An 18142-nucleotide genomic window follows, 5' to 3' on the forward strand; every position below is an offset into this window, starting at 1 on the left:
GATCCGCCCCGTGGCCCCCATAGTCGTGGGTGCGCCGTTCGGGCATGCCCTGACGGCGCACCAGCGCTGACCCCGGCTCGTTGGTGGAATGGGCAGGGCGGGGCGAAGGTGCAAGGCGCAGCGAGACCGCTCATGCCGCTGCCGAGGCGAGCAGGACCTCCGGCAGGGAACATGCCGGCTTGCTCCTGTCGGCGCGCCGATTCTGGACGTTCATCGCGTGCTCGGAGTTCGGTGCCCGAGCATTTCGTGCGCTGGCACTATCGACCTTGTGGTTGCTGTAGCGGTGGCGATGCTCGCCGGGGTGCTCGTCTTCGCCGTGATGCGTCCGTGGGGACTGCCGGAGGTGTTCGTGGCACTGCCGGCCGCGGCCGCAGTCGTCGCATTCGGCGGCGTAACCCCGCACGAAGTAGAGCAGCAGCTGCGCACGCTGTTCCCGACCGTTGCGTTCCTCGCCGTCATACTCGTGCTCGGGCATCTCGCCGACGCGCTCGGCGTGTTCGCGTGGGTGGCGTCGGTTCTCGTCCGGCGCGCGAATCACGACCCGCGACGTCTGCTCAACGCCGTGTTCGTCACCAGCGCCGTCGTGACCGCCGTGCTCAGTCTCGACGCCACCGTGGTCCTGCTGACGCCGATCGTCCTGCGGGCCGCGACGGCGCTGCGGATGTCGCCCCGACCGCACGTCTACGCCACCGGCCACCTGGCGAACTCGGCGTCGCTGCTGATGCCCGTCTCCAACCTGACGAACCTGCTGGCCTTCACCGCTACCGGGCTCACATTCCTGCACTTCACCGTCCTCATGACGCTGCCGTGGCTCGCGGTGGTGCTCGTCGAGGGTCTCGTCTTCCGGTGGTTCTTCGCGCGCGACCTCGCCTCGTTGCCACCGCTGCAACCCGACCCGATACCGCCCGTGCACGCGCCGCGTTACGCGCTCGGGATCGTCGCCGCCACCCTCGTCGGATTCGCGGCGACGGGGCCGCTGGGGATCGAACCCGTGTGGGCGGCGGCGATGGGCGCGGCGGCCCTTGCCGTCCCGGCCCTGCGGCGGCATCGCACCACCCCTCGGCGAGTTCTCGCCGCCGCCGATCTGTGGTTCTGCGTGTTCGTCTTCGCGCTGGCCGTCGTTGTCGCCGGCGTCTCGTCCGGCCCCGTCGGCGACGCGTTGGCGAACGTGCTGCCCACCGAGCCGAGCCTCGGGGCGCTGCTCGGGGTGGCGGCCGCAGCCGCGGTGGCCGCCAACGTCGTCAACAACATTCCCGCGACGTTGATGCTCCTCACCGCTCTGGGCCCCGGGGCCCCGCCCGCTCTGATCCTTGCTGCGCTGCTCGGTGTAAACCTCGGTCCGAATCTCACCTACGTCGGTTCCCTCGCCACGATGCTGTGGCGACGTCTGCTCGAAGGCTCCGCCGGCCGTCCGGACCTTTACACCTACACCCGGCTCGGCGTGATCACGACGCCGCTCACCCTGGTCGTCGCGGTTCTGGCGCTGTGGATCGTCACCTGACTCCGCGTCGGACCTGACCGACCACCTCGGCGCAACCTCCGGGTCGAACTCGTTGCACGGTGCAGCGTCCCGGCTCCGACGACCCGCCCTCAGCGGTGAACCGGCGGCACGTCCCGTTGCCCCAGCCGCAGACGGGCGGCGGGAATGACCCCGGGAAAGTAGTAGTGGCCCTCCGGAGACTCGACCAGATCCTCGGCATCGATACCGTGGACCTCCCACACGTCGACCGCGCCGCCGGTGTTGTTCATCTGCACGAACCAGTCCCGCTCCCACTCGCCGGCGCAGAGGAAGCAGCCCTGCTGCTCGGGCCGTCGGCTACCGGCGATACCGGGCGCGGCATCCATCCGATTCCAGTCCAGGCCGTATCGCGAGATGGAAGCACGGTTGAGCACGGAGGTGACGTGGTAGCGGATAGCCATCCGCCGACGGTAACAACGACGAACTATCCCGGATAGTAGATTTTTCCGGAACCCCTGGGTATGGAACGCCGCATACCGGACTCGGCTGAGGTGACTTCGATGCGAGAAGTCCGTGCCCGGGCGTCACCTTCGCCAGAACAGGTGGTGCGTCACGCCGCTCGGGCTGGGCACGACCTCGAGATGGAACCGGTCGAGTAGCTCATCGGGTGACTCCCAGAGTCGTACTCCGGATCCGAGCTGCACCTGCGAGACCGCCACGTGCATGGTGTCGACGAGGTCGGCCTCGAGAAACTGCCGGATGGTGGTAGCCCCGCCACCGAGTCGGACATCCTTGCCCCGCGCCGCCTCCCGCGCCCGCTCGAGGACCGTGGCCGGGTCGCCGTCGACGAAGTGGAAGGTGGTGTCGGAGAGGGTGAACGACGGGCGCGGGTGGTGGGTCAGCACGAACACCGGGGTGCGGAACGGGGGTTCGTCGCCCCACCATCCGCGCCACTCGTGGTCGTGCCAAGGCCCGCGTTGGGGACCGAACTTGTTGCGGCCCATGATCTCGGCACCGATATTGCGGGCGTAGTCCCGCGTGAAGTAGTCGTCGAGGCCACGGCTGCCGCCAGGGTCTGTGCGCATGGGCCAGCTCGCCGTCGCGCCGGCCCACGCGAACATCTCGCCAGGGTCGGCGTGTCCGAACGGCCTCTCGAGGCTCTGGTGTACACCGGCCCCGAAGCCGTCACACGAGACGGTGAAGTTCTGGACTCTCAGCAGCTGATTCACTCGGTTCCTCCCGCACTCTCGATGAGGATGATACGGAGATTGAGACTCCACGGGGTGGACAAACTCATCGGTGGGGTGGCAATCATCCGAAATTCGGATCACTTCGAGAGACGACGGGAGGAACATCCGGGGAACAGAGTTCCTTGTCGGGGCGTCGGCCGCCCGGCCATGGTGATCGCAGGTGACACCGGGTCCGTGGCCGTCGTGCCGCGGTTCGTCGAGTACTCGAGGCATGAGATGCACAGGTTCACCGAACCGATCCCCATCCCTCCTGCGGCATTCATCGCAGCCCGACGTGGTTCACCCGCGACCTCGACACCACGGGACGGATCGAGACCGGTGTACTGATGGAGGTGGCGGTGCCGCGCTGATGGGAACCGACTCGTCGATCCTCGCCGACAGCACGCCATCGCCACCGTCGGCCAACTCTTGGACGGCATCGCCTGCCGGGACCGAGGGTCGATCGCCCGGCGGTCGACCGGCCCACTCCTCGATGAGCTGCTGCCGGGCAGCAGCCAGCCCTTGTCCACAGGTCAGCACAGCCGGTACCACCCCGGTCTCGGCGGGGCGCCCATTGCCGTCGTCGAGGACGACGTTGCCGTGGTGCTCGGCGCCACCGACGAATCCGCCGAGCGTGCACCGAGGCCGGTCCCGGCCGTGCTCGTCGCATCCTCCTCCGCGCCTCGAACGGGACGCTGGGACGATCCCACCGTGATCCTTGGACCGACGCGCGGACAACACGGTCGCGGACGCGGTCGCCGAACCGGCCGAGTGGGACCGGAATGCCTGGCCGTGGATCGCCGACGACTGCGCGCTGTGGTGCGGTCTGCATCTGCGAGCTCGCCATCCCGAACTCGTCCGCCGGTACTGGGTGCTGTCTCCGTTGTCATGACACCCACCGCCGCTGAGTGCTGCCGACTGGGTTCTCGTCACGCCTGTCCCATTATCCTCACGATCGAGCGAAGACGGAGGCGAGGCGGTGGATCGCTCGGGCTCGGGCCAGCCGGGGGATGTCGCTACCGTCTCTGACACGGGTGCCGTCCGCGCCGAGTTGGTCGATGACGTCGCGGGCCCAGTCGATGTCGGTCGGGGTAGGGCTCAGGGCGCGGTTGATGACGGGGGCCTGCTCGGGGCGCATGCACAGCTTGCCCGACAAACCCATGGTGCGGGACACGGCGAGCGCGTCGGTGAGCGCGTCCTCGGCAGTGGTGAGTGTGGGGCCGTCGATGGGGCCGGGCAGTCCCGCTGCTCGGCTCGCTACCACCAGTCGTCCCCGCGCGTAGGACAGGGCCGGTGCTAGATCGGCTGCCCCGGTGTCGCGGCGGAAGTCGCCGCTACCGAAGGCGAGCCGGAAAGTTGGTTCTGCGGAAGCGATGTCGTAGGCGCGTTCGATGCCGAGTGCCGACTCGACGAGTGCCAGGACGGGGGTGCCGGCAGGTAATCGTATGAAGGTCTCGGTGACCTGTTCTGCCGATTCGCATTTGGCGAGCATCACGCCCAGCAGTCCGGGTGCTCCATCGAGTGCGTCGAGGTCGTGGTTCCAGTCCTCGCTTCCGGCGGGGTTGATTCGGACCCAGCCGGTGCCGCCGCGAGTGAGCCACAGGTAGAGGGCTTCTCGTGCCGCGGGTCTCGCGGAGGGGACGACACCGTCTTCGAGGTCGTAGATGACGGCGTCCGCCGCTCCGGTGCACGTGTCACCGAGATGCCGGCTGTGGGCTGCGGATACGAGCAACCACGATCGGGCATCGGTGGCGGGGACGACGGGATGGTCCGGGGGCATCGGTGCCATGGGCGGTCCTCCAGGTAGTCGCTGTTGTTATCGGGACAGCCATCCACCGTCGACGGACAGGGCGGTGCCGGTGACGTAGGCGGACGCGGCCGAGGCGAGGAAGACGACCGCGCCGGCGAGGTCTTCCGGCCGTCCCCAGGTGCCGGTGGGGATGCGACGCAGCATGTTCTCGGCCCGGGTGGGGTCGTCGCGGTGGGCGGCGGTGAATTCGGTTTCCATGTAGCCCGGGGCGATCGCGTTGACGCGGATGTGGTGGGCCGCCCACTCGTTTGCCAAAGCGCGCGTCAAGCCGAGGATTCCGTGTTTGGAGGCGGCGTAGGACGGGACCTCCATCCCGCCCTGGAACGAGTTGACCGATGCGATGTTGATGATGCTGGCGGCGGCGTTGTCGTCGAGGGCGGACCTCGCGAAGGCCTGGGCGAGTAGGAAGGGGGTAGTGAGGTTGAGGTCGAGCACCGCCGACCAGTCCGAGGGTGTGGTTTCGGTCGCGGGACCACGGCGGATGATGCCGGCGTTGTTGACCAGGATCGTCGGGTGCGGGAACTCGGTCTTGGCCCAGGAGAAGAGTTCTGCCGCCGATTCGGGGGTCAGGCCGCTGAGGTCGGCGGTGCGGGTCGCGCAGCGGACTCCCCGGGCGCGCACTTCCTTGGCGACCTGATCGAGTTCCCCGATGTCGACGGCGACGATGTCGGCTCCGGCCTCCGCGAGTGCGATGGCGAGCGCGCGGCCTAAACCGCGCGATGCCCCGGTCACGATGGCCGCGTTGCCGTCGAGTCGGAACAGGTCCAGGACCGGGGTGTGGACGGGTGCGTTCATGCGAGAGCTCTTTCTGCTCGGATCGGGAGACGAGACCTTTTGGCCGGGCCGGTGTGCGGGTGAGCGCCGCACACCGGCCCGGCGGCGTTGTCAGTTCCGGGTGGCCTCGTCGAGGACCCGGTCGTGGACGAGGGAGGTGCGGGCGGTTTCCTTCGCGGCGATCACGGCGATGATGGTGATCACGGCCAGGATGGCGAGGTAGATGCTGACCGCGATCGTGTTCTTCTCCTCGACGGTTCCCAGCAGTGAGACTGCGATGACGGGGGCCAGACCGCCGGCGAACACCGAGGCGAGTTGGTAGCCGAGGGAGGCGCCGCTGTATCGGACGCTGGTGCCGAACAACTCGGAGAACATCGCCGCCTGTGGCGCGTACATCAGTGTGGTGAAGATCAGGCCGATGAAGATGGCCGCCGCGATGATGGTCTGGTTGCCGGTGTCGATGAGGGGGAAGAACACGAATCCCCATATGCCGGCGCCGAGTGCGCCGGTGAAGTAGAGGGGTCGACGGCCGACTCGGTCGGACAGGGCGCCGATGAGCGGCGTGAGGAAGAACTGGGCGACGGAGGCGATGAGCACACCGGCGATCGCGGCACTCTTGGGCATATCCAGGTAGGTGACCATGTAGGTCATCACCACGACGGTGAAGATGTAGTACGAGGTGTTCTCCACCAGTCTCAGTCCCATGGCGATGAGCACCTCGCGCGGGTACTTGCGCAGGACTTCGATGATGGGGGCGTGTTCGCTCTTGTGGTTTTCGAGGGCCCTCTTGTTTTCGGCGAAGACGGGGGATTCCTCGATGCTCAGACGGATCCAGAGACCGATCAGGACCAGTACTGCACTGAGCAGGAAGGGAACTCGCCATCCCCAGGAATCGAAGGTTTCGTCGCTCTGGACCAACGCCAGCACCCAGAGAACCACCGCGGAGAGGAGGTTTCCGAGAGGAACGCCGGCCTGGGTCCACGAGGTCCAGAATCCGCGACGATCGTTGTCGCCGTGTTCGGCGGCCATGAGCACTGCTCCGCCCCATTCGCCTCCGACGGCGAAGCCCTGCAGTAGCCGGCAGCCGATGAGCAGCATCGGCGCGGCGATGCCGATGCTCGCGAAGGTCGGCAGCAATCCGATGGCGAAGGTCGCGGCGCCCATCATGAGCAGGCTGACGACCAGCATCTTCTTGCGGCCGAGTTTGTCGCCGTAGTGACCGAAGACGATGCCGCCGAGCGGTCGGGCGAAGAATCCCACCGCGAAGGTCGCGAACGCGAGCAGGGTGGCCGTGGCAGGTTCGCTGTCGGGGAAGAACAGGGGCCCGAAGACGAGCGCGGCGGCGGAGCCGTAGAGGAAGAAGTCGTACCATTCGACGGCTGTGCCGATCATGCTGGCGAAGGCGACCTTGACGATCGACGTGCGCCCGGCCGCGTGAGTAGCTGGTTCGACAGCGACATCGGAACTGGACATGGCGTGGCCTTTCGGGACAGGGGTGGGGTCCGGTGTGGTCATGGGACGAGCACGACCTTCATGTCGTGGCCGGCCGCGGCACGTTCGAGTGCCGAAGCCGCGTCAGTGAGGGGAATCTCGGTCACCAGCTGCGGCCACGGTGTCGGGTCGACGGCCATGGCGGTGGCAGCGGCCCGGTAGTCGACCTTGGTCGATCCGTAGCTGCCTTGCAGGCGAATCTCCTTGCGGGTGACGGCGTTGAAGTCGACCGTTCCGGTGCGGGCGAACAGGCCGACGACGGAGATGGGGCTGCCGGGGAGGACGGCAGCGATGGCGGCGTCGAGTGCCGCGGTCGAACCGGAGGCGTCGACCCAGGCGGTAGGGGTGAACGGCAGCTCGTCCCGTCCGGCGATCACGGTGCGCAGACCGAGGGAACGGGCGAGCGGCAATCGCCCGTTCTCGTCGTTGTCGACTCCTGAAAGTACGACATCGTGGCCTCGCTGGGCGAGGACGAGAGCAGCCATCGTGCCGATCGGTCCGGGTCCGGAGACCACCACCTGGGTGGGGCCCTCGCCGGCGTTCTCGATGTGCGCTACAGCGCGGCAGGCGACCGAGAGTGGTTCGGTCAGGGCCAGTGTCGACGCCGGCAGGTCGCGGTCCACCTCGACCAGGCGGACCTCGGAGACGACGAACGATTCGGCGGCGGCGCCGTCGAAGGACAGCCCGAGGACAGTGCGTTGGGGACAGATCTGGCGGAAGCCGCGCTCGCACAGCGTGCATACCCCACAGCCGTCGATCGCCACGGGCACCACTCGCTTGCCGAGCCAGTTCGGGTCGACACCATCACCGAGAGCTTCGACGCATCCGACCGCCTCGTGTCCGAGCACTACCGGGGGGTGGATCCATTCATAGCCGGTGTCGTGACGCCAGGCGTGCACGTCGCTGCCGCACAGGCCGCAGGCCTCGGTGCGAACCCGCACCTGTCCCGGGCCCGGTTCGGGCTTGGGTAAATTCTGCACGCGGACGTCGCAGGGGGTGGCACTTTTCTTGGTGAGAGCTCGCATGGGGAACCTGTACTTTCGCCCGCGGGCGGGCTCAGGGCTGAAAGAGGGTGAAATGCCGGCGGACACCGCCCCCGCGTGCGTAGAGCACTCGGTGTGGTTGCACCAGGCCGGGCGGTGTCCGCCGGAGCGGCGTCAGCGGATGAAGCGGTCGACGTAGTCGGCGCCGAGACCGACCGTCTCGTAGTGGGCGCGGGCCTTGTCGATCTTGCTGAAGACGTCCTCGATGCCGACGGTGTTGCCGTCGACGTCGACGTAGATGTAGGCGCCGCTCACGTGGAACAGGGTGGCCATCTCGGTCACGTCTTCGGGGACCTCGAGGGTGTGGATGTCGCCGGGCGGCTCGAAGGCGTAGGTGCCCTCTTCGGCCCACCAGTCGTATTCGAGGTAGTGCCAACGGCCGCGCAGGGTGAACGCGTGCACCGCGCCGGCGTGCCGGTGGCGGGACAGGATTCCCGAGCGGCGTACTCGCAGGATGTTCACGAAGTAGCCCTGGCTCGCCGACAGCACCAGCGGGCGGAACTCGACGTCCTGGGACTGGGGGACCCACAGCCGTTCGTCGCAGTCGAGGTCCAGGGCACCCGGAACGATCAGGTCGTCACTCATGCCATACGGCTTGGGCCCCGTGTACGCGACCGCGGCCTCGTCCCTCATCTCAACGGTGGAACTCATGATGCTCTCCTTTCGCTTAATCGCATAAGTTACGGTACAGCCCTGTGTTCCAGCGCACAAGCCCCAAAGATGTCAGGGAGGTATTACGCGTCCACCTGGTCATATGCGGGCGGCGTCGCGTTCGTATGGGGCGACTCGAGTCCGCCATGCCGGTAAGTCAATCTGATTAACCGAATCAGTCGGACCTGGGCGCACGCCGTGGCAGGAAGTCCCGGCCTGTGCCGAGTGCTTAACCGACTAAGCTTTCGGTATGGCTGATGTCTCCCACCCCCAGAGCGGGGACCGTCCCCGCGGAGGGCGTCCTCGCCGAGTGACGATGAGCGATGTCGCTCGTCGGGCAGGGGTGTCCTCGGCAGCAGTCTCCTACGCGCTCAGTGGGGCGCCGGGGGTGAGCGAGGAGCGACGTCAACGGATCCTCGCCATCGCCGAAGAAATGGGATTTCGGCCCAGCAGAATCGCCCGGGAGCTTCGCGCCGGTACCACGAAAGCCATCGGACTGCTCCTCGCCGACATCGCCAACCCCTTCTACACCGAGGTCGCCGGCGGTGTGGTCGCTGCCGCCGCCGAAGAAGGCTACGAGGTGTTCGTCTCCCATGTCGGCGTGGATGGCTCCCGCCAGGCCGATGTCGCACTGGCCCAGGTCGATCGAAACTGCAGCGGCCTGATCTTCACCTCGCTCGTCGCCGACGACAAGCCGCTCCTCGACAAGCTCCGGCACGAGAACATCCCCGTGGTGCAGCTCTATCGCAAGGTCGAGGACGAGCCCTCCGACTGGGTCGGCATCGACGACTATTCCGCCTCGTTCGAAATGGCTTCCCACGCCGTCGCCACCGGCCGACGCAAAGTCGCGATCCTCGGCGGTCCCGACACGTCCAGTGTGTCCGTCAACCGCATGGCGGGATACCGCGACGCCCTCACCAAAGCAGGCCTGCAGGCGATCAACGAACCAGACCTGTGGGGCGAACTCACCCGCGCCTCCGGGGCGCTGCGCGCACGGGCGCTGTTCGCCGAACGCCCCGAAACCGATGCGATCGTCTGCGGCAACGACCTGATCGCCCTCGGCGTTCTCGACGTCTGCCGAGAAATCGGCAAGCGCGTACCCGAGGATGTGGCCTTGACCGGTTTCGACGACATGAGTTTCTCGAGCGCAGGCCCGTTGCAGCTGAGCACCGTGACGGTGCCGCGGGACCTGATGGGGCAACGAGCCGCCCGCATGCTCATCCAACGGATCACCGGCGACGAGAGTCCCCCACGAAACGAACTACTGCCCTACAGCATTCAGGTACGGGAAACGACCGCCCGCCGCGGATAGTTCGCTCAACCGGAGCGTCGTAGCGATCCGGTTGAGCGCTGCGCACCGCCGAATGGGCGAACCGATGCGCAGGCATGGCCGAACGAGGGCGAGGCGTGCTCGATACGTCGTTGGAAGGGCATCCGTCCCGGTACGGGCATGGTGGCTGCACCTGCGCACAACCCCCTTTCCACAGGGACCGGAGAAGATCGCGTGCCTGTGCCGTCCCCACCGGATGGCTGAGGCGACTACCCTTCGTCGATGATCGGTACTCCGAGGAGTGACTCGTGACAGGCGCGATCGGGCAGTCCCTACCGATTGCGGTCGGCCTGCTGCTGGCCGCGATGCCGATGGTGATGCTGTCGGTGCTCCTGGTCACCAAGCGGCCGGTGAGCGTGTCGTACGCCTTCGTCGGTGGCTGGGTTGCGGGCCTGCTCGTCGTGGGCGCCGTGGTGCTCGCGGTGGCGGATGTGATCATGCTGGCCGACGAGCCCACCTGGTGGGCCGGTGCTGTGAAACTCGCGCTCGGGATCGTGCTGGTCCTGATGGCTGTCCGGAAGTGGCGGCCGCGGCCGCAGGCCGGAGAGGAGTCCACCGTGCCAGGGTGGATGGCGGCCGCACAGACCATGACCGCTCGACGGGCTCTGCGTCTGGGGTTTCTGTTTGCGGCGGCGAATCCGAAGAACCTCGCCCTGGTCGCGGCGGGCGCAGCGGTCATCGCGGACGCGACTGCGCGGGTACTCGAGCAGGTCGTGGCGCTGGTTGTCTTCACGGTCGTGGCGAGCCTGGGCGTGGCCGCCCCGGCCGTGGTTCGGGGCGTGTTCACCGACCGCGCTGATCGCGCGCTCGCCGTGGCCGATGAGTGGATGACCCGGCACCACGCGGCGATCATGGCGGCGGTCCTGCTGATTCTGGGCGTGCTTCTGATCGGCAACGGGATCGCCGGGCTGTAGACGCCTGCCCTGAAGCTCCGTCGTCGGCAGGCTTGTTGCCGCCGGATCGATGCAACGACGTCGGCAATTCTGCACTGCGGTGGTGGTCTCCACGGTGGCGAGTTACGGGTTTGCGCTAGACGGTTTGGATGAGACGCAGGAGCGGAAGTACGCGATCGGTGCGGCGAAGATACCTGGCATAGTCGGGGGCGGTCTGCAGTATCCGCGGCCAGAACGCGGCTGCCTGCTGGGGTGTCAGCTCTTCGGCGCGAACCTGTTTCGTCTCGCCGTCGACCTCGACCTGGGCCTGGGGGTCGGCTTTGAGGTTGAAATACCAGCCCGGATGGGTTGGCAGCCCGCTGTTCGCTGCGACGACTATCAGGTCTGGGCCGTCCGGGAAGTACTGCAGTAGTACCGTGCGCGGCAGGCCGGAGCGTCGCCCACGGGTGGTGAGGATGAGCGCTCGGCGGTGCCACGGACGCACGATCCGGCCCCGGGTCCGTCGGATGAGCCATGCCCCGATCCCGACCGAACGGGTGTCGACGACGTGTTCGATGCGTGTCTCGAGCCGTTCGACGCGCCGGGCAGCACTGTTCGTGTGGTCGTTCGAATCGGAGTTGCGCAGCTCGGTGGCGAGCAGCCGTAAGGCGCTCCGGCGGATCAGGCCGCTGAAGGGACCGACGACGGTCCAATAGCGGCCGAACCGCCGTCTGCTCTCCGCATCGGTCACGGCGACGCGCGTTTCTACTGTGAGAATCGACGACTCGGCGCCGTATGGGGCGACTCTGAGGTTGAGCACGATCTTGGCAAAGCCCGGCTCTTCGAAGGTGGCGAAGCCATCCGGGCTGACGTTCGGACCGGACGAGGCGTCGGCAGCCGCCCACGGGCGACCGATCTGGCCGAGGACCATCTCGAGATTCGGTGCTTCTGCGAGCAGAACCCAGCCATGGTCGGTCATGTCCGTGAGCCGGAAGGTCGGTGCAGCGGCGGCAGCTACTCCCGGGCCGGTCCGGTGCGCGATGAGGCGTTGGGGGAGGGCGCGCAGACCGATGAGCGTCCGGATCAGCGGGGCCTGGAACAGGTCGAGCTGACGCGCGGCGCGGTAGCACGATCGGGGGTGGGCGCGGACGATGTCGGCGTGTGCGATGGAGTAGTCGTAGTGCGGTAGGAACTCATCGATCAGCATCGCTGACGCGGTCGTCGGGGCGGGCGCGGGGTGCGGCCGCGGGGCCGATTGCTCACCGGTCACCACGATGCCTTCGGCATCCCGGGTACCGGCGGCTGCGACGGGGACGTCACTGTGCAGCGGAAGCGGGTGCCGACACCGATCAGCCCATCGATGAGCTTGTTCGCACGTAGCATCCGCGGGGTGTAGGCAGGTTCGTTGCGCTTGTCTATGACGACGTCGAACACTTCCTCAACCGGCCGGTGGATGAGGATCTCCCCGGTGATGGTCGCCATGGTGCTCTCCTGTCGACCTTCTCGGATGCTTGGGAAACTACCTCGAATGATACGGCCGGCAACTCCAGTAGTTCGCAGAAGAACTCAGCGAACTACTGGGGCGCAGCGGTGTGGTCGCGGGTTCATATCCTCCGAATCGGTACTGTTCGCCGGCGAGGCGCAGCTTGCGGTCCTCGACCATCGGAGTCGCACGCCCCGAGGTGGCAGCCGTGACCGGCGCGCCGGCGTGGACGCGGCGACATGTCGGTCCAGCACCCGCACGCACGCCGCGTCCCGCGGTGGATCCACATCAACGGCATACCGACTGTGGATGCGGCTATCGGCCGAGCCGGCAACACCTGCCGACTGATAGCCGGCGACCCACCGCTCGAGTGTGCTCACCGACACGTGCAGCTCCTCGGCTTGGTGGCCATGGCGCCGATCGGAACATTCCGGCGTCGTCGCGACGGGACTACCGGTGTCCTGCACGTATCCGACCTCGACTTCGCCGGTCCGGGCACGATTCCTGTGTTGACCCCGAGGGACATCGAACCGCATCGAACTCGGTCCGGTTTCATTCAGCTGCCTGATCGGTCGACGACAAGCGGGCGAGGTGTCGAGTGTCAGTCCAGCATTTCCTTGAGATAGGCGGTGATCATGGCCGTCAGCTGGTCCGCGATGACGTCCGGCTCGATGGGCGGCTGATCGAGCACGTAGCCGACCGCGACGTTCTCGACGGTCCGGACGAGCATCCACGCGATGGCCTCGGGATGCTCGATCGGGCGCCGGCCGGGATTGAAGCGCAGCCACATGGCCAGCAGCGCGTCGATGCGGTGTTCGAACGCGACCAGCCGGCTGTCCGGCGTGCGGGGGAGTTGCTCGATGAGCACGCGCAGCAGGCGGGGGTTCTCGCCGAGAGCCTCGAGCAGCACCCGCATGTTGGTTCGCACCGATTCGGTCCAGGTGGGGGCGTCGAGCGCACCGGTGAACACGTGCGAAATGCGAGCTTGCACCTCCTCGGTCCAGCGGTCGACGACTTCGGCCACGATGGCGTCCTTGCCGGGGAAGTACTGGTACAGCGATCCGGGGCTGATGCCCGCCGCGGCGGCGATCCGATTGGTGGAGGCGCTCTCGTATCCGTCGGTGAGCAGGACCTCCCGGCCGGCGGCGACGATGCGTTCGACCATCTCCTGCGAGCGGCGCTGCTGCGGTACCCGGCGCATTCGGCCCTGCTCCGCCGGCCTCACCGGCACCGTCCGGATGCGAATTGAACGCGAGTATTTGCTCGTGTAAGCATCGGCCCATGGTGGCACAGGAGATTCGACAGGACTCGCCGGCGGTGCGTTACCCGCACCGATACGCCGGCATCCGACCCAGAAACGAGCGCATCGGGCGTCCTCTGCGCGCCTACGCGCGGATCGGTGCCGTCGACGAGGAACTGCTCGACCGGATCGGCCGCCGGATGGTCGCCCGCGACGAGGTGGGCGCGGACCTGGTGCGCGCGATGCGCCGCCCCCGGACGGACGCCGAGCGGGTGACCATGGCGCAGTTCCAGCGGGCGCTCGAGCACGGCATCGACGCGGTGCCGGACGCGCCGGACGCACTGCGACGGTTCTTCGCCGTGGTCGATCACGTCCCCGAATGGGTGGACTTCGGCCTGGTGGAGAAGGGTGCCCGGGCCTTCCGCCGGATGGGCCGCAGCCGCATCGACGTGCTGCTCCAGCTGTCGCTCATCGGCGGTTACCGGTTCGGTGGGCCGCCGGATCTGCTGGTCGAGACCGGGGGCCTGACCGGTTCGACCGCGATGCGACGCCTCGGCGAAACCCAGAAGTGGGGTACGGCGGTCGGCGAGCCCGGTGGGATGCGCCGGGACGGTGAGGGATTCAAGCTCACCGTGCACGTGCGCGCCATGCACGCGCTGATCAACCACCAGTTCGAGACCAACGGTCGATGGGACATCGAACGCTGGGGGCTGCCGATCAACCAGACCGACCAGGCGGCAACCCTGGGGCTGTTCAACGGCACGCTGCTGCTCGGCATGCGGGCGCTCGGCTACTTCGTCACCCGTGAGGAGTCCCGGGCGGTGATGCACCTGTGGAAATACGTCGGATGGCTCATGGGCATCGACGAGGACTGGCTGTTCGACACCGAACGCGAGCAGCACGTGTTCAACTACCACGTGCTGTTGGTGCAGGACGACGTCACGCCCGCGGGGGCCGCGCTGTCCGGGGCCCTCGTGGAGGGCCAGCGCACCCTCGACTACGGCCGGTTCGGCGACGTGCGCGGCCGGTACGAGCGGCAGCGCCTGCTGAGCATGCTCCGGTACTTCCTCGGCACGCAGAGCCTGCGGGAGCTGGGTCTGCCCGTCACCCCGGCATGGGCGGTTCCGCCGGTGGTGGTCAAGAACGTCGTCTTCTCCACAGTGGTCGCACGCACGCGCACCGGGAGGCGGTTCCTCGAGCGGCTCGGCGACCGGGCCGCACGGCGCGAACTCGCCTCGAAGTTCGGGGCGTCGAGGCCCGCCGTCGGCGCGCTGCCCGGCTGAGCTTTTCCCGGCCGCCCACCGGGGGCCGGATCGGTCGCGTCGTCCCGGTCGCTAGGCTTGTCCCGGCAAGCCGGACCGCCGGTCTCCAGCAGCTGCGGGCGGCGGTCGTCGAGTGGAGCGGGTGAAAGACGTTGACGGACTCCGGAGAGCTGAGCATCGGGCCCCTTGTGCGCCCGTCCGACGGCAGTGACGACACGGCGAAGGTGGTCGCCGACCTCGTCAATGCCGTCTATGCGGTCGCTGAGGAAGACATGTGGCCGGAGGGAGCCACCCGGACCTCGGCGAGCGAGATCGCCGAATTGGCCGGTGCCGGCCGGCTCTTCGTCGCCTCGCTCGGCGACCGGATCGTGGGCTGCGTGAAGGTGGTGCAGCTCGACGCCCGCGTCGCCGAGTTCGGGATGCTCGCTGCCGATCCGGAGGTGCGGGGCGCCGGCATCGGCCGTGCCCTCGTGCGGTTCGCCGAGGCCCACGCGGCACGGCTCGGGAGCGAGATCATGCAGCTCGAGGTCATCCAGCCGAGAGACTTCGAGCACCCGTCGAAGGTGTTCCTGTCGCAGTGGTATCCGCGAATGGGGTACGTGCCGGTGCGGACGGACGGGCCCGAGGTCATGTACCCCGAACTGGTCCCGCTGCTCGCGGTCCCGTGCGACGTCGTCGTCTACCACAAGCGGCTCGGCTGACCGGTCCGTCTCCGCGTGGCGCCCGGCGCGGGCGGCGGCGACGTGCTTCCATGGTCGGACGAGTTCCGCGAGGAGGCGAGATGACGAGCAACCGTATCGGCCGCCATGCCCGGCGCGCGGGAGCCACGCTGCTGCTGACGGCCGCGGCCGTCCTCGGTGCGTCCGGTCCGGCAGCGGCCCAGGACGAGTGGCCCGAGATTCCGTCCTATCCGACACCGATGGTGCCGTTCGAGACCAAGGACTTCCTCATCCCGGCGGACCTCGACTACTGGAATCCGCTGGTGAACCGGAATCGGCTCACGTCACCGTTCGGCACCGGCACCCGGATCGTCTGCGTCGGATTCCACGGCGTGACCACCGACTGCTGGCAGGCCGATCAGAACGGACAGCCGCACAAGCTGATCCGGCTGCCGGCCAATCTGCCGAACGTCACGGGTTCGAGTCTGCCGGGCGGTGGGCCGGGACACTTCGTCTACCCGATCCTCTGAATCCGCACCGCGGACATATCAGCCGGTGAACAACACCGCTGCCTGAGCCGGCAACCGCGCGCCGTCCTTGCGGCGGAACAGTTCCGCCGGCCGGCCGGCGCCCGGACTCGACATGCGCCCGGTGCTGACGAGAGCGTCGACCACGTGGCGGCGGAACGAATCCTTCTGCAGCGGAACGCCGAATATCACCTCGTACAACCGCCGCAGCTCGAGGACGGTGAACTCGTCGCCGAGCAGTCCGTCGGGATCCACGCGCTGCGCGTAGCGGGTTCGCAGATCCGCGACGGCCGCCGCCACCATCTCGGCATGGTCGAAGGCCAACGGCTGCTCGGCCTTTCCGTCGCGCACGCACACGAGGTGGGCGTCGCCCGGAAGGTCCTTGCGAGGCAACGCCGCGGCGTGGGCGATCGAGATCACCCATCCGCGCGGGTCCCGGTCGGGAGCGTCGAACACGCCGATCTGATGGAACCGGATGCCGGTGAGGCTCGTCTTGTCACGCAGTGCACGTCGGGCGGCGTCGGCGGCGCGTTCGCGTTCGTGGAGGAAGGTGCCGGGCAGGGCCAGGTCTCCGAGACTGTGCTCGACCACCAGCACTCGCAGTTCGCCGTCGGAGTAGGTCAACACGGCGATGTCCACCGCGGTCGAGGGGTGCGGGTACTCGGCCAGCTTCCGGCCCGCCCCGTCCGTCCAGTCGCTCACGGTTGCACTTTAGCGTGATTTTGATCTAAATTGATAGCGCAGATTTGATCGAAATGGTCGGCGGAGGGAGCGGGAAATGGCGTTGACGGCGCAGCAGTGTGACCGGGCGGTGGGGGTGCTTCTCGCGACGGCGGCAGGGGACGCCCTCGGTGCCGGCTACGAGTTCACTCATCCCACCGCCGACGCGGTGATCGACATGATCGGCGGGGGCGTGTTCGGCTGGGAACCGGGGGAGTGGACCGACGACACCGCGATGGCCGTCGCCGTCGCCGAGGTCGCGGCCACCGGCGTCGACCTCGGCGGCGCAGCAGGTCTCGACGCGGTGGCCGCGCAGTTCGTGCGGTGGTTCGACTCCGGCCCGAAGGACATCGGCAACCAGACCCGCGCCGTGCTCTCGCATCGCCCCGCCGGCGCCGCGGCGATGCAGGCCCGCGCCCGCGCGCTGACCGGTCGCAAGGGCGGCAACGGCGCCCTGATGCGGACCGCCCCGGTCGCCCTGTCCTATCTCGGCTCGGGCGACGCGGACGCTGCCGTCGCCGCCGCCGGGGAGGTGGCGCTGCTGACCCACGACGACCCGCAGGCGGTTCAGGCCTGCCGGCTGTGGACGTATGCGATCCGCCACGCCGTCCTGCACGGCACCTTCGACGGTGTCCGCGGCTACCTGCAGGTCTGTCCCGCCGACGTCGCCGGTTACTGGGCTCCGCTGCTCGACCGGGCCGAGCACGGCACGCCCGGCGACTTCGCGAACAACGGATGGACCGTCCACGCCCTGCAGACCGCGTGGTGGGCGATCAGCACCACCGACGATTCCGACGCCGGGCACCTGCAGCGTGCCCTCGAGGCCGCGGTCCGCGCCGGCGGTGACACCGACACCACCGCCGCCATCGCGGGCGGACTGCTCGGCGCCCGCTGGGGAGCCTCGGCGGTCCCCGATCGGTGGCGGCGCATCCTGCACGGCTGGCCCGGGCACACCGCGCACGACCTGAACCACCTGGCCACGGACGCCGCGCGGAAGGGATACGACCGCCGCGCCGCCGTCTCCGCTCACCCCACCGAACTCCAGGAGCAATCGTGACCCTGATCGACGTCGTCCACGGCGACATCACCACCCAGCGCGTCGACGCGATCGTCAACGCCGCCAAGTCCTCCCTCCTCGGCGGCGGCGGCGTCGACGGCGCCATCCATCACGCCGGCGGTCCGGAGATCCTCGCCGCCTGCAAGGCCCTGCGCGCGACGACGCTGCCCAACGGTCTGGACGTGGGCGCGGCGGTGGCCACCACCGCAGGAAAGCTCCCGGCGCGCTGGGTGATCCACACCGTCGGGCCGGTCTACTCGCCTCACGAGGACCGCTCGCACCTGCTGCGGTCGGCGTACACCCGCAGCCTTGCCGTCGCCGACACCCTCGGTGCCCGGACCGTCGCGTTCCCGTTGATCTCCGCCGGTGCCTACGGCTGGCCGAAGGAAGACGCGATCCGGCAGGCGGTCACCGCCCTCACCGCCGCCCGGACCGCGGTCGAGATCGTCACGCTCGTCGCGTACGACCGGAGCGTCGCCGAACTGATGCGCCGCACCCTGGCGTAAGGCGCTGGAGCCGGCGGCCGAATGTCACA

At 68.3% G+C, this 18142-nt stretch carries 20 protein-coding genes; 9 read left to right on the forward strand and 11 right to left on the reverse strand.

Annotation, left to right across the window (positions count from 1 at the left end):
• The first annotated feature begins 268 nt into the window (after nucleotides 1-268).
• Nucleotides 269-1501, forward strand: a complete 1233-nt coding sequence (locus KZJ41_RS02835) for an SLC13 family permease (RefSeq protein ID WP_251550131.1) — start codon at nucleotides 269-271, stop codon at nucleotides 1499-1501.
• Between the two features lie 89 nt (nucleotides 1502-1590).
• Here KZJ41_RS02835 and KZJ41_RS02840 read toward each other — a convergent pair whose 3' ends face one another.
• Together KZJ41_RS02840 and KZJ41_RS02845 are read right to left on the reverse strand one after the other, a co-directional pair.
• The gene (locus tag KZJ41_RS02840) at nucleotides 1591-1920 is read right to left on the reverse strand and encodes a hypothetical protein (RefSeq protein ID WP_251550134.1); all 330 of its coding nucleotides are present in this window, start codon (nucleotides 1918-1920) and stop codon (nucleotides 1591-1593) included.
• Between the two features lie 123 nt (nucleotides 1921-2043).
• Nucleotides 2044-2688: a dihydrofolate reductase family protein gene (locus KZJ41_RS02845; protein WP_050034487.1), complete on the reverse strand. Its 645-nt coding sequence runs from the start codon at nucleotides 2686-2688 to the stop codon at nucleotides 2044-2046.
• Nucleotides 2689-3406: 718 nt separating this feature from the next.
• Here KZJ41_RS02845 and KZJ41_RS02850 point away from each other — a divergent pair.
• Nucleotides 3407-3580 carry a hypothetical protein gene (locus tag KZJ41_RS02850; protein WP_006942037.1) on the forward strand — a complete coding sequence of 58 codons (174 nt, stop codon included), beginning with the start codon at nucleotides 3407-3409 and terminating at the stop codon, nucleotides 3578-3580.
• Nucleotides 3581-3637: 57 nt separating this feature from the next.
• Here the strand turns inward: KZJ41_RS02850 and KZJ41_RS02855 are convergent, their stop codons facing one another.
• From KZJ41_RS02855 to KZJ41_RS02875, 5 genes are all read right to left on the reverse strand, one after another.
• On the reverse strand, nucleotides 3638-4477 hold the full coding sequence (locus KZJ41_RS02855) for a CoA ester lyase (RefSeq protein WP_251550136.1): 840 nt from the start codon (nucleotides 4475-4477) through the stop codon (nucleotides 3638-3640).
• A gap of 27 nt (nucleotides 4478-4504) precedes the next feature.
• Entirely contained in the window at nucleotides 4505-5293 is a 789-nt protein-coding gene (locus tag KZJ41_RS02860) for an SDR family oxidoreductase (protein ID WP_251550138.1), read from the reverse strand.
• A gap of 90 nt (nucleotides 5294-5383) precedes the next feature.
• The gene (locus KZJ41_RS02865) at nucleotides 5384-6745 is read right to left on the reverse strand and encodes an MFS transporter (RefSeq protein WP_006942028.1); all 1362 of its coding nucleotides are present in this window, start codon (nucleotides 6743-6745) and stop codon (nucleotides 5384-5386) included.
• A 38-nt stretch (nucleotides 6746-6783) separates the two neighbouring features.
• Nucleotides 6784-7788 (reverse strand): alcohol dehydrogenase catalytic domain-containing protein, encoded by a 1005-nt coding sequence (locus KZJ41_RS02870; protein WP_251550140.1) that lies wholly within the window; start codon nucleotides 7786-7788, stop codon nucleotides 6784-6786.
• Between the two features lie 132 nt (nucleotides 7789-7920).
• Nucleotides 7921-8457 carry a 2,4'-dihydroxyacetophenone dioxygenase family protein gene (locus KZJ41_RS02875; protein WP_006942026.1) on the reverse strand — a complete coding sequence of 179 codons (537 nt, stop codon included), beginning with the start codon at nucleotides 8455-8457 and terminating at the stop codon, nucleotides 7921-7923.
• 316 nt (nucleotides 8458-8773) lie between these two features.
• Here KZJ41_RS02875 and KZJ41_RS02880 point away from each other — a divergent pair, with 316 nt between their 5' ends.
• Nucleotides 8774-9769 (forward strand): LacI family DNA-binding transcriptional regulator, encoded by a 996-nt coding sequence (locus tag KZJ41_RS02880; protein ID WP_251550142.1) that lies wholly within the window; start codon nucleotides 8774-8776, stop codon nucleotides 9767-9769.
• A gap of 266 nt (nucleotides 9770-10035) precedes the next feature.
• Nucleotides 10036-10701 (forward strand): GAP family protein, encoded by a 666-nt coding sequence (locus KZJ41_RS02885; protein ID WP_251550144.1) that lies wholly within the window; start codon nucleotides 10036-10038, stop codon nucleotides 10699-10701.
• Nucleotides 10702-10816: 115 nt separating this feature from the next.
• Here the strand turns inward: KZJ41_RS02885 and KZJ41_RS02890 are convergent, their stop codons facing one another.
• The 3 genes from KZJ41_RS02890 to KZJ41_RS02900 all read right to left on the reverse strand — a co-directional run bounded on the left by KZJ41_RS02890 (nucleotide 10817) and on the right by KZJ41_RS02900 (nucleotide 13343).
• On the reverse strand, nucleotides 10817-11866 hold the full coding sequence (locus KZJ41_RS02890; RefSeq protein WP_006942020.1) for a nitroreductase/quinone reductase family protein: 1050 nt from the start codon (nucleotides 11864-11866) through the stop codon (nucleotides 10817-10819).
• Nucleotides 11867-11925: 59 nt separating this feature from the next.
• A complete protein-coding gene (locus KZJ41_RS02895; RefSeq protein WP_006942019.1) occupies nucleotides 11926-12141 on the reverse strand; it encodes a hypothetical protein in 216 nt (71 codons plus the stop codon).
• Nucleotides 12142-12743: 602 nt separating this feature from the next.
• Complete coding sequence (locus KZJ41_RS02900; protein WP_251550146.1) at nucleotides 12744-13343, reverse strand: TetR/AcrR family transcriptional regulator; 600 nt, start codon at nucleotides 13341-13343, stop codon at nucleotides 12744-12746.
• 80 nt (nucleotides 13344-13423) lie between these two features.
• Here KZJ41_RS02900 and KZJ41_RS02905 point away from each other — a divergent pair, with 80 nt between their 5' ends.
• The 3 genes from KZJ41_RS02905 to KZJ41_RS02915 all read left to right on the forward strand — a co-directional run bounded on the left by KZJ41_RS02905 (nucleotide 13424) and on the right by KZJ41_RS02915 (nucleotide 15833).
• On the forward strand, nucleotides 13424-14665 hold the full coding sequence (locus KZJ41_RS02905; RefSeq protein ID WP_029547175.1) for an oxygenase MpaB family protein: 1242 nt from the start codon (nucleotides 13424-13426) through the stop codon (nucleotides 14663-14665).
• A 131-nt stretch (nucleotides 14666-14796) separates the two neighbouring features.
• A complete protein-coding gene (locus KZJ41_RS02910; RefSeq protein WP_251550148.1) occupies nucleotides 14797-15345 on the forward strand; it encodes a GNAT family N-acetyltransferase in 549 nt (182 codons plus the stop codon).
• A gap of 80 nt (nucleotides 15346-15425) precedes the next feature.
• Nucleotides 15426-15833, forward strand: coding sequence for a hypothetical protein (locus tag KZJ41_RS02915; RefSeq protein WP_251550149.1), 408 nt, complete (start codon nucleotides 15426-15428; stop codon nucleotides 15831-15833).
• An 18-nt stretch (nucleotides 15834-15851) separates the two neighbouring features.
• Here KZJ41_RS02915 and KZJ41_RS02920 read toward each other — a convergent pair whose 3' ends face one another.
• Entirely contained in the window at nucleotides 15852-16532 is a 681-nt protein-coding gene (locus KZJ41_RS02920; RefSeq protein WP_043802267.1) for an NUDIX domain-containing protein, read from the reverse strand.
• A gap of 76 nt (nucleotides 16533-16608) precedes the next feature.
• On the opposite strand from KZJ41_RS02920, the gene KZJ41_RS02925 reads away from it, so the two are divergent.
• Both KZJ41_RS02925 and KZJ41_RS02930 read left to right on the forward strand, forming a co-directional pair.
• Nucleotides 16609-17607 carry an ADP-ribosylglycohydrolase family protein gene (locus KZJ41_RS02925; protein WP_006942008.1) on the forward strand — a complete coding sequence of 333 codons (999 nt, stop codon included), beginning with the start codon at nucleotides 16609-16611 and terminating at the stop codon, nucleotides 17605-17607.
• Entirely contained in the window at nucleotides 17604-18113 is a 510-nt protein-coding gene (locus KZJ41_RS02930) for an O-acetyl-ADP-ribose deacetylase (RefSeq protein WP_006942006.1), read from the forward strand. Before KZJ41_RS02925 ends, KZJ41_RS02930 begins: the two co-directional genes overlap by 4 nt.
• Nucleotides 18114-18142 lie beyond the last annotated feature (29 nt).

This window comes from Rhodococcus sp. 11-3 (genome assembly GCF_023704055.1).
Taxonomy (GTDB): domain Bacteria; phylum Actinomycetota; class Actinomycetes; order Mycobacteriales; family Mycobacteriaceae; genus Rhodococcus; species Rhodococcus aetherivorans.